Source organism: Alcanivorax sp. HI0083 (assembly GCF_001635175.1).
On the sequence record NZ_LWFX01001708.1, the window covers coordinates 1 to 10,156 of the forward strand.

Sequence of the window (10,156 nt, forward strand, 5' to 3'; positions counted from 1 at the left end):
CCCCTGCAGCGCCCGCCCCGCAATCACGCCGTAAATATGGTCACTCATGGCTGCCACTGCGCCACCGGCAATAAACAGCAACAGGCCGATCAACAACAACGGGCGACGCCCAAAACGGTCCGACAGCATGCCAAACGGAATCTGCAGCAATGCCTGCATCAGGCCATAGGCGCCAATGGCCGTACCGATCAAAAGCGGGGAAGCCCCTTCAAGCGCCTGCCCGTAGACTGCAAAAATCGGCAGGATCATGAACAAACCAAACATCCGCAACGCAAAAATCGTTGCCAGATAACCGGTGGTTTTCAGTTCTGTCCGCTGCAGGGCATGGGAAGATGATGCCGTCATGAACCGTTTTCGCTCCTAACCCGGAGTGGCCTCAGCACCGCAGCACATCGCTGCTGCAACCCCGGCCGATACAAAAGGGCACGCAGTGTAGCAGATTCCGGCTCCGCCAGAACCCGAACAGCACACCTGCAGCACTCAGCCTTTGATCGTGAAATCGGTAAAACTCGAGTGCATCAAATTGAACCCCCGCCAAAGCGGTGATAAATTGACAGGCTGATCAGTTTTTTTTCTTAGGTGTTTGCCTGAGCAATCACGGACGGGGCCAATGAATAGCCAAGAACATACCCAGCAAGTTTACGTGGTCGGCAGCCAACAGCTGCAAAACGCTCTGCTTACAGAGTTTCTCGTCAAGGAAGACGTGGCAGCCAAGAGCATTCCCACCGCCCTGGATATCACCACCGAGATTCTGCGTGAACAGAACCAGAACCTGTTTCTGGTGGACTATCACTCCGTAGACGTGAACGAAGTCATCGCTCACTTGCTGGAAGCCGACCAGGAAGTGGAAAGCGATGTCCTGATCGCCGTGTTCAACGTGGACAGCGATGAGTCACTATCCAAACTGGCCGGGCTCCCCATGGTCAACGGCGGCTTCCAGCACGATTGCCCCCAGGCCCTGCTCAGCAAAGGCATCAAGGCCATTTTCGATGGTGAGCTGTGGTTCCCGCGCGCCGTCCTGCAGACCTACCTGATGAAGAGCCGGACCTTCAACAAGACGTTCTCGCGTAGCGAAGTCAGCCTGACAGACCGGGAAGTGGAAGTGCTGAAAGTGATGGCCACCGGCGCCAAGAACTCGGAAATCGCCAGCAGCCTGAATCTGAGCCCGCACACCATCAAGACCCACATCTACAACATCTTCAAAAAGATCAACGCCTCCAACCGCCTGCAAGCGGTGAACTGGGCCCAGGAAAACCTGTAACCACGCCTGACGCAAGACGCCAAATGCCTGACACCGGCTTTTCGCATCCTGCGTCTGGCGTCGGGCGTCCAGCGTCCCTTATACTGCCCTGTTCATTTTGACAGTACTCAGGGGCAGTAGATGGATACCATTCTGGTTCGTGGCGCACGCACCCATAACCTGAAGAACGTGGACCTGGATATTCCCCGGGACAAGCTGGTGGTGATTACCGGCCTGTCCGGCTCCGGCAAATCGTCCCTGGCGTTCGACACCCTGTACGCGGAAGGTCAGCGCCGCTATGTGGAATCGCTGTCCACCTACGCCCGCCAGTTCCTGTCGATGATGGAAAAGCCCGATGTGGACCACATCGAAGGGCTGAGCCCGGCGATTTCCATTGAACAGAAGTCCACCAGCCACAACCCGCGCTCCACCGTGGGCACCATCACCGAAATCTACGACTATCTTCGCCTGTTGTTCGCCCGGGTCGGCGAGCCACGCTGCCCCGAGCATGATGCCCCGCTGGCCGCGCAAACCATCAGCCAGATGGTGGACCAGGTGCTGGCCATGGAGGAAGGCAGCAAGCTGATGCTGCTGGCACCGGTGATCCGCGAAAAGAAAGGCGAGCACGTTCACCTGTTCGAGGAGTTGCGCGCCCAGGGTTTTATCCGGGTACGCATTGATGGCCGCATCTACGACATGGACGACACTCCTGACCTGGACAAGAACAAGAAGCACACCATCGAAGTGGTGGTGGATCGCTTCAAGGTACGCGACGACCTGCAGAACCGCCTGGCGGAATCCTTCGAGACCGCCCTGAATCTGGCCGACGACATTGCCGTGATCGCGCCCATGGACGGCGACGGCGAGGAAACCACCTTCTCTGCCAAATTCGCCTGCCCCACCTGCGGTTATTCAATCCCGGAGCTGGAACCGCGCCTGTTTTCGTTCAATAACCCGGCCGGTGCCTGCCCCAGCTGTGACGGCCTGGGCATGAAACAGTTCTTCGATGAAGACAAGGTCATCAACTCTGACGAGCTGTCTCTCTCCGAGGGTGCCATCCGGGGCTGGGACCGACGCAACGTGTACTATTTCCAGATGCTCAACTCCCTGTCCCAGAGCATTGGCTTCGACATGGATGCGGCCTTCAAGGACCTGCCCAAAGAGGTTCGCAAGAAAGTACTGCACGGCACCGGCAAGGAAAGCATCGAGTTTCGTTACCTGAACGACCGTGGCGATATCATCAAGCGCAACCACCCTTTCGAAGGCATCATTCCCAACATGGAGCGCCGTTACCGGGAAACCGAATCCGATGCGGTACGCGAAGACCTGCTCAGCTACATGTCGACCTCCAGCTGCCCCAGCTGCAACGGCTCGCGCCTGCGTGAAGCCGCCCGTCATGTCTTTATTGAACAAACCACTTTACCCGAAGTAGTACGCTTGGCGGTGGGCAAGGCCCACGCCTACTTCAGCGCGCTCACGCTGCCCGGCAGCAGAGGCGAAATCGCCGACAAGATTCTCAAGGAAATCCGCGATCGCCTGCAGTTTCTGGTTAACGTGGGGCTGGAATATTTGACGCTGGAGCGCAGTGCAGAAACCCTTTCTGGTGGTGAGGCCCAGCGCATTCGTCTGGCCAGCCAGATCGGCGCCGGCCTGGTGGGCGTGATGTATGTGCTGGATGAGCCCTCCATCGGCCTGCATCAGCGTGACAACGAACGCCTGCTCAGCACTCTCACCCGCCTGCGGGACCTGGGCAATACGGTGCTCGTGGTGGAGCACGATGAAGACGCTATTCGTCTGGCTGACCACGTCATTGATATCGGTCCCGGGGCCGGTGTCCACGGCGGCGAGGTTATCGCCCAGGGCAGCGCCCAGGACGTGGCGGACAACCCTGCGTCACTCACCGGTGACTACCTGTCCGGCCGTAAACAAATCGCCATTCCCGCTCAGCACCGGCAGCATGATGACGATCGCTGGCTGACCTTGCACGGCGCCACCGGCAACAATCTGAAAGGACATCCCCTGAACATTCCGGTAGGCCTGCTGACCTGCATCACCGGCGTGTCCGGCTCCGGCAAGTCCACGCTGATCAACAGCACCCTGTACCCGCTGGCGGCTACCAAACTCAACAAGGCCACCACCCTGACCGCGTCTCCCCATGAGTCCATTGAAGGCCTGGAGCATTTCGACAAGGTAGTGGACATTGACCAGAGCCCCATCGGTCGCACTCCCCGCTCCAACCCGGCCACCTACACCGGCATTTTCACCCCGGTGCGGGAACTGTTCGCAGGCACCCAGGAAGCCCGCGCCCGCGGCTACAAACCCGGCCGCTTCAGCTTCAATGTGAAAGGCGGCCGCTGCGAGGCCTGCCAGGGTGACGGGGTCATCAAGGTAGAAATGCACTTTCTGCCCGACATCTATGTTCCCTGTGAAGTCTGTGAAGGAAGACGCTACAACCGGGAAACCCTGGAAATCACCTACAAGGGGAAAAATATCTTCGAAGTGCTCGACCTGACCATCGAAGATGCCCGCGAGTTTTTCGATGCCGTACCGTCGCTGGCACGCAAACTCCAGACCCTCATGGATGTGGGCCTCAGCTATGTGAAACTCGGCCAGGCAGCCACCACGCTATCCGGCGGCGAAGCCCAGCGGGTCAAACTGGCCAAGGAATTGTCCCGTCGGGATACCGGCAACACCTTGTACATCCTCGACGAGCCCACCACCGGCCTGCACTTCCATGACATCCAGCTCCTGCTGGACGTACTCAATCGCCTGGCAGACCACGGCAACTCCGTAGTGGTGATCGAACACAACCTGGATGTAATCAAGACCGCTGACTGGATCGTGGATCTGGGTCCCGAGGGCGGCGATGGCGGCGGTGAGATCATCGCCGAAGGCACCCCGGAAGAGGTCGCCAAGGTGAAAGGCAGCCATACCGGACGTTTTCTTAAACCCATGCTTGGATAACGCAGCGCCCCGGATACCGGCACGGGGCGGCAAGGCTGCCAAGCCCCTGTCCGCCTCTTTCTTAAAGGGCCATCGCAGGAGTTTCGCCGTGACGAACAGCACATTTCCACGCCCTGTCACGCAGCCGCAGCCTGCCCCCCACCAGCCCGTCATATTTGGCTTTCAGACTCACCCTCAGTCACCAACATGGAGGCGAGTCATGAAACGATTTGACGCATTGAAAGGCTGCATCGCAGCACTGGCCATGGGCGCCGCCGCTGTAGCCTGTGCCGCTCAGGCACCGGATCACAACACACCAGGTGACGCCAATCGCAAAGCGCCGCACCACGCCGCGGCCCACAGCAGTAGCGTATCGCTGGGCCCCCGCCCCTATTACCTTGTCTCTGATATGGATGCCGGGCCTGCCAAAGAAGCCCTGCAGGCCTGCGCCGCGGAGCGCCACCCGCAGCGACGAAGCGACTTTTCCATCGGCCACCGCGGTGCGCCGCTGCAATTCCCGGAACACACTGAAGAATCCTACCGTGCAGCCGCGCGTATGGGCGCTGGCATTGTGGAATGTGATGTCACCTTTACCAAAGACCGGCAGCTGGTTTGCCGTCATTCACAGTGCGATCTCCATACCACCACCAACATCCTGGAAACCGAACTGGCCAGCCAGTGCAGTGAACCGTTCAGCCCCTTTGATGGCACCCACGCCGCCAGTGCGAAATGCTGTACCAGTGACATCACCCTGGCCCAATTCAAAACCCTGAAAGGAAAGATGGATGGTGCCAACCCTCAAGCCACCACCGTTGACGAGTACCTGAATGGCACCCCCGACTGGCGCACCGAACTCTACAGCCAGCGAGGCACCCTGCTCAGCCACAGGGAAAGCATCGCCCTGTTCCGCCAGCTGGGAGTCAAGATGACCCCGGAACTGAAGGCCCCGCAAGTCCCCATGCCCTATCAGGGCGATTACAACCAGCAGGACTATGCACGGCAAATGATCCGTGACTACCAAGAGGCCGGCGTCAGCCCTCACCGCGTCTATCCACAATCATTCAATCTGGAGGATGTTCTCTACTGGTTATCGGCCACACCGGCCTTTGGCCGCCAGGCGGTCTACCTGGACGGCCGTGACAGCAGCGGACTGGACCCGCAAAATCCCGGGACCTGGCAACCCGACATGGCCACACTGAAAGGCTACGGGGTCAACATCATCGCCCCGCCGCTATGGATGCTTGTCACCACCGACACCCAAAACCGTATCGTACCCAGCCTCTATGCCCGCTCCGCGCAACAGGCAGGCCTGGAGATGATTGCCTGGTCCCTGGAACGCTCCGGGCCACTGGCCAACGGCGGAGGCTGGTACTATCAGAGCATCCCTTCTGCCACTAATAACGACGGCGATACCCTAGCGCTACTGGATGTACTGGCTCGTCAGGTGGGCGTCATCGGCGTGTTCTCCGACTGGCCAGCCACCACCACTTTTTATGCCAACTGCCTGCGGCAACACCGCTCGGCCCACCCGCACGCACAACAATAGCGCAGTTGCACCACACTTTACCCTGCGCCGCCCTGTAGCGGGGCTCCGGCCCCTCAGGCAGCCCTGAATTGGTGGCACGCTTTCTGCTTTGTACCACTCTACACACAGGCCGAGGAGTACGAGTATGGAATCCACCCCGGACCACCGTTGGCTGATGCAGTACAACATCGTTAACCTGGTCAACCAGTGTCGGCGCTTGATCCGCGCCGAGTTCGACGAAAGCCTTTCTCTTACGGACCCCCAACTGCGCTTCAAGCTGGCTCACTTTGCCGGCCATACCCGCTCCCAGGGTCTCCAACGGCTGTACGGCGAAATTCGGCTTGCACTACTCAACCTCGAAGGCGCCGACCCGGAACCACAGCTGCCGCCCGAACCAGCAGCACGACGCTACCGGGGACAAACGATCAGCCCAGCGCCCGAAACCCTCAGACAAACGCCCACACGCTCACGCTCGACACAAAAGGCCGTTATTTACCGGGGCAGGACGGTCGTACAAGGGTAGAAAGTAGAAAAAGCGTGGCGCAGCTTATTGTCAGGCGGAGAACTGAAAAATACTCAAATCCAGCGGCTGGCTCTCCCCCAGCCACATCACCAACTCCGTATGATCACGAAGATCGTTACCACTGAGGCCATGCACAAACACTGTTAAGCCGTTCCGGCTCGCCATTAACCAGGGAATCACCTCCCCTGCCAAACGGCGTGGGATAGTCAGCTGACAGCTCCAGCATGGGTGCGGCCCCACCGGCTTTCGATGCATATGGCCCATGGGCACAGAAAAGCGTTGGTGAGCAGCCTGGCAGAGAGCCGCCGCCTGGGAAAAGGTTTGTTCGTCGAAATAGACGTGTGCGTGAAAACCGTTGATCGCCATACGCTGTGCCCGTTAATGACAACTCCAGCATAGCCGATGCTTTCACACTTGCAACAGGCACAAAAAAACCGGGCACAGGACCCGGTTTTTCTGGAACGGTTAACGCTTACTCTTCGTCAGCGTCAGCCAGTTCAGGACGGTCAACCAGCTCAACATAGGCCATCGGTGCGTTATCACCCGCACGGAAACCCATCTTGAGAATGCGGATGTAGCCACCCGGACGCTCCTGGTAACGAGGACCCAGCTCGTTGAACAGCTTACCGACCATTTCCTTGGAACGGGTACGGTCGAAAGCCAGACGACGGTTAGCGACGGAGTCTTCCTTAGCCAGAGTGATCAGCGGCTCAGCCACACGACGCAGCTCTTTGGCTTTCGGCAGAGTGGTCTTGATCGCTTCGTGCTCGAGCAGAGACACAGCCATGTTACGGAACATGGCCTGACGATGAGAGCTGTTCCGATTCAGTTTTCTGCCGCTTTTGCGATGACGCATGATTCTGTTCCTATGTTCAGGGGCGCTTCACAGCGTCCACAACAACTAATTAGCGCAATTTGGTGTTCAGCCGGTCATCATCTCGCAGGCTGACCGGCGGCCAGTTCTCGAGACGCATGCCCAGCGACAGACCTTTAGAGGCCAGCACATCTTTGATCTCGGTCAGCGACTTCTTACCCAGGTTCGGGGTTTTCAGCAGCTCAACCTCGGTACGCTGTACCAGATCACCGATGTAGTAGATGTTTTCCGCTTTCAGACAGTTAGCGGAACGAACGGTCAGCTCAAGATCATCCACCGGACGCAGCAGGATAGGATCGATTTCCTCACGCTCCTGCTTCGGCTCAGGCTTGGCATCCTGCTCCAGGTCTACAAACACCGCAATCTGCTGCTGCAGAATCGTTGCTGCACGACGAATCGCTTCTTCCGGATCAATGGTTCCGTCTGTTTCCAGATCGATAACCAGTTTGTCCAGGTCAGTACGCTGCTCAACACGGGCCGCTTCAACCACGTAGGCCACGCGACGAACCGGGCTGTAGCTGGCATCCAGCTGCAGACGGCCAATACCACGAGTCTCGTCATCTTCAGACTGACGGGAATCCGCAGCAACATAGCCACGCCCTTTCTGAACCTTCAGCTTCACACGCAGTTCGGTGTCGCCGGTGATGGTGCAGATCAGGTGATCCGGATTGACAATCTCAACGCTGTGATCGCGCTGGATGTCATTCGCGGTTACAGCGCCCGGGCCTTTTTTGACCAGCTCGAGGGTCGCTTCTTCGCGATCTTCCATCTGCAGGGCAACGCCCTTCAGGTTCAGAAGGATGTTGATCACATCTTCCTGGACCCCTTCGATAGAAGAGTATTCATGCTGCACACCGTCGATCTCCACTTCGGTGATCGCACAGCCGGGCATGCTGGAGATCAGGATGCGGCGCAGCGCAGTCCCCAGAGTGTGGCCAAAACCACGCTCCAGCGGTTCCAGAACCACTTTGGCGTGGGTCTGGTTGATCGCGTTGACCGCGATCGAGCGGGGCGTGAGAAAGTCGTTCACGGCGGTCATAGAGATCCCTCAGGCAGTCCTTACTTGGAGTACAGCTCGACGATCAGATTTTCGTTGATCTCGGCAGGCAGGTCGATACGCTCAGGCTTCGCCTTGTAGGTACCTTCCAGCTTCTTGTCATCAACTTCAATCCACGGCATAAAGCCGCGCTGCTGAGCGAGCTCCATGGCGTTCTTCACGCGCAGCTGGTTCTTGGACTTCTCGCGAACATTGATCTGGTCGCCAGGCTTCACCTGGTAAGACGCAACATTCACAGACTGGCCGTTAACCAGAATGGCACGGTGGCTAACCAGCTGACGCGCTTCGGAACGGGTAGAACCAAAGCCCATGCGGTAAACCACGTTATCCAGACGACCTTCCAGCAGCTGCAGCAGGACTTCGCCTGTTGCGCCCTTGGAAGCGGCCGCTTTCTTGTAGTAGCTACGGAACTGCTTTTCCAGCACACCATAGGTACGACGAACTTTCTGCTTCTCGCGCAGCTGAACACCGTAGTCGGACAGCCGTGCCGGGCGACGCCCGCTTGCACCAGCAGCCTGGCCAGGAGCCTGCTCAGCTTTACACTTGGATTCCAGAGGGCGGATACCGCTCTTCAGGAACAGATCAGTGCCTTCTCGACGGGAAAGCTTGCACTTGGGACCGATGTATCTTGCCATCTTGCTCTAACTCCCGTTACACGCGACGCTTTTTAGGCGGACGGCAACCGTTATGGGGAATCGGCGTTACGTCCTCAATATGGGTGATCTTGTATCCACAGCCGTTCAGGGCGCGAATAGAAGATTCACGACCCGGACCGGGGCCTTTCACCCGCACTTCAAGATTTTTCAGACCGTAGTCCTTCGCAGCATTACCCGCGTTTTCAGCCGCCACCTGGGCAGCAAACGGGGTGCTTTTACGGGAACCACGGAAACCAGCACCACCGGAGGTCGCCCAGGACAACGCATTGCCCTGACGATCAGTGATGGTGATGATGGTGTTGTTGAAGGAAGCGTGCACGTGCGCAATACCGTCCGCAACGGTGCGCGTTACCTTCTTACGACGTGCGCCACTATCTTTCTTTGACTTAGCCATAATGCCTATCCAAATCCAGCCGCTGTCTAATTCAGCTTATTTGCGAATCGGTTTACGCGGACCTTTACGGGTGCGCGCATTGGTCTTGGTACGCTGACCGCGAAGCGGCAAGCCGCGACGATGGCGAATACCACGGTAGCAACCGAGGTCCATCAGACGCTTAATGTTCATGTTGATTTCCCGGCGCAGGTCACCTTCGGTAGAGAACTTGGCAACTTCACCACGAATGGCATCAAGTTGCTCACCGGTCAGCTCGCGAACTTTCGCGGTCTGCTCAATACCAGTCGCTGCGCAGATTGATGCTGCGCGGGTGCGACCGATCCCGAAGATGTAGGTGAGAGAAATCACCGTGTGCTTATTTTCCGGGATGTTAACGCCTGCAATACGGGCCATCCGAATATCTCCGATTCACAAAACGGGTGGCGCCAGGCTCACAGGCGCCGAAAGGCGGCAGAGTCTAGCGCTACACCGACTGAATTTCAACCAAACACTTAAAAGAAGACTAAACCTTAACCCTGGCGCTGCTTGTGCCGGGGTTCGGCACTGCAGATTACCATGACACGCCCCTTACGACGGATCACTTTGCAGTTACGGCAGATCTTCTTTACAGAAGCCTGAACTTTCATCGCACTCGCCTCGTTCGTTAACGCACCAGACCGGTGCCACCATACCCTTTCAGGTTGGATTTCTTCATCAACTTCTCGTACTGGGTGGACGTCAGGTGCGAATTAACCTGCGACCAGAAGTCCATTACCACTACCACAACGATCAGCAGAGAGGTGCCGCCCAGGTAAAAGGGCACATTGGCAACAGCTTGCAGACCCAGCGGCAGTAAGCACACCAGCGTCATGTATACCGCACCGATCAGAGTCAAACGCCCCATCACCGTGTCGATATAGCGAGCGGACTGCTCGCCCGGGCGAATGCCCGGAATATAAGCGCCG

Annotated in this window: 12 protein-coding genes and 1 pseudogene; 4 read left to right on the forward strand and 9 right to left on the reverse strand. The window is 58.0% G+C overall.

All coding sequences use genetic code 11. From position 1 onward, the window contains the following. A partial coding sequence (locus A3754_RS24920; RefSeq protein WP_156497217.1) for an MFS transporter occupies positions 1 to 345 on the reverse strand: 345 nt, incomplete at its 3' end. Positions 346 to 610: 265 nt separating this feature from the next. On the opposite strand from A3754_RS24920, the gene A3754_RS24925 reads away from it, so the two are divergent. The 4 genes from A3754_RS24925 to A3754_RS24940 all read left to right on the forward strand — a co-directional run bounded on the left by A3754_RS24925 (position 611) and on the right by A3754_RS24940 (position 6,231). Next, on the forward strand, positions 611 to 1,261 hold the full coding sequence (locus tag A3754_RS24925) for a response regulator transcription factor (RefSeq protein WP_007148438.1): 651 nt from the start codon (positions 611 to 613) through the stop codon (positions 1,259 to 1,261). A gap of 120 nt (positions 1,262 to 1,381) precedes the next feature. Further along, a complete protein-coding gene (gene uvrA / locus A3754_RS24930) occupies positions 1,382 to 4,204 on the forward strand; it encodes an excinuclease ABC subunit UvrA (RefSeq protein WP_063521637.1) in 2,823 nt (940 codons plus the stop codon). A 199-nt stretch (positions 4,205 to 4,403) separates the two neighbouring features. Further along, positions 4,404 to 5,729, forward strand: coding sequence for a glycerophosphodiester phosphodiesterase family protein (locus A3754_RS24935; protein WP_082872465.1), 1,326 nt, complete (start codon positions 4,404 to 4,406; stop codon positions 5,727 to 5,729). A gap of 124 nt (positions 5,730 to 5,853) precedes the next feature. Continuing rightward, positions 5,854 to 6,231 (forward strand): hypothetical protein, encoded by a 378-nt coding sequence (locus A3754_RS24940; protein WP_063521638.1) that lies wholly within the window; start codon positions 5,854 to 5,856, stop codon positions 6,229 to 6,231. 30 nt (positions 6,232 to 6,261) lie between these two features. Here A3754_RS24940 and A3754_RS24945 read toward each other — a convergent pair whose 3' ends face one another. The 8 genes and pseudogenes from A3754_RS24945 to secY form a co-directional block, all read right to left on the reverse strand. Continuing rightward, positions 6,262 to 6,597, reverse strand: coding sequence for a DOPA 4,5-dioxygenase family protein (locus A3754_RS24945; protein ID WP_063521639.1), 336 nt, complete (start codon positions 6,595 to 6,597; stop codon positions 6,262 to 6,264). A gap of 106 nt (positions 6,598 to 6,703) precedes the next feature. Next, the gene (gene rplQ / locus A3754_RS24950; RefSeq protein ID WP_063521640.1) at positions 6,704 to 7,087 is read right to left on the reverse strand and encodes a 50S ribosomal protein L17; all 384 of its coding nucleotides are present in this window, start codon (positions 7,085 to 7,087) and stop codon (positions 6,704 to 6,706) included. A gap of 49 nt (positions 7,088 to 7,136) precedes the next feature. Then, positions 7,137 to 8,144 carry a DNA-directed RNA polymerase subunit alpha gene (rpoA, locus tag A3754_RS24955; RefSeq protein WP_007150795.1) on the reverse strand — a complete coding sequence of 336 codons (1,008 nt, stop codon included), beginning with the start codon at positions 8,142 to 8,144 and terminating at the stop codon, positions 7,137 to 7,139. A 20-nt stretch (positions 8,145 to 8,164) separates the two neighbouring features. Further along, the gene (rpsD, locus tag A3754_RS24960; RefSeq protein ID WP_007148340.1) at positions 8,165 to 8,797 is read right to left on the reverse strand and encodes a 30S ribosomal protein S4; all 633 of its coding nucleotides are present in this window, start codon (positions 8,795 to 8,797) and stop codon (positions 8,165 to 8,167) included. Positions 8,798 to 8,813: 16 nt separating this feature from the next. Then, positions 8,814 to 9,212, reverse strand: a complete 399-nt coding sequence (gene rpsK / locus A3754_RS24965; protein ID WP_011587706.1) for a 30S ribosomal protein S11 — start codon at positions 9,210 to 9,212, stop codon at positions 8,814 to 8,816. 36 nt (positions 9,213 to 9,248) lie between these two features. After that, positions 9,249 to 9,605 carry a 30S ribosomal protein S13 gene (rpsM, locus tag A3754_RS24970; protein ID WP_063521641.1) on the reverse strand — a complete coding sequence of 119 codons (357 nt, stop codon included), beginning with the start codon at positions 9,603 to 9,605 and terminating at the stop codon, positions 9,249 to 9,251. Between the two features lie 116 nt (positions 9,606 to 9,721). After that, entirely contained in the window at positions 9,722 to 9,838 is a 117-nt protein-coding gene (rpmJ, locus tag A3754_RS26360; RefSeq protein WP_008928865.1) for a 50S ribosomal protein L36, read from the reverse strand. 17 nt (positions 9,839 to 9,855) lie between these two features. Beyond that, positions 9,856 to 10,156: pseudogene (gene secY, locus A3754_RS24975) on the reverse strand (preprotein translocase subunit SecY); the annotation flags it as partial.

Coding starts and splice junctions, on each gene's coding strand:
- A3754_RS24925 (WP_007148438.1), top strand. CDS start 611: ATGAATAGCCAAGAACATACCCAGCAAGTTTACGTGGTCGGCAGCCAA.
- uvrA (WP_063521637.1), top strand. CDS start 1,382: ATGGATACCATTCTGGTTCGTGGCGCACGCACCCATAACCTGAAGAAC.
- A3754_RS24935 (WP_082872465.1), top strand. CDS start 4,404: ATGAAACGATTTGACGCATTGAAAGGCTGCATCGCAGCACTGGCCATG.
- A3754_RS24940 (WP_063521638.1), top strand. CDS start 5,854: ATGGAATCCACCCCGGACCACCGTTGGCTGATGCAGTACAACATCGTT.
- A3754_RS24945 (WP_063521639.1), bottom strand. CDS start 6,597: ATGGCGATCAACGGTTTTCACGCACACGTCTATTTCGACGAACAAACC.
- rplQ (WP_063521640.1), bottom strand. CDS start 7,087: ATGCGTCATCGCAAAAGCGGCAGAAAACTGAATCGGAACAGCTCTCAT.
- rpoA (WP_007150795.1), bottom strand. CDS start 8,144: ATGACCGCCGTGAACGACTTTCTCACGCCCCGCTCGATCGCGGTCAAC.
- rpsD (WP_007148340.1), bottom strand. CDS start 8,797: ATGGCAAGATACATCGGTCCCAAGTGCAAGCTTTCCCGTCGAGAAGGC.
- rpsK (WP_011587706.1), bottom strand. CDS start 9,212: ATGGCTAAGTCAAAGAAAGATAGTGGCGCACGTCGTAAGAAGGTAACG.
- rpsM (WP_063521641.1), bottom strand. CDS start 9,605: ATGGCCCGTATTGCAGGCGTTAACATCCCGGAAAATAAGCACACGGTG.
- rpmJ (WP_008928865.1), bottom strand. CDS start 9,838: ATGAAAGTTCAGGCTTCTGTAAAGAAGATCTGCCGTAACTGCAAAGTG.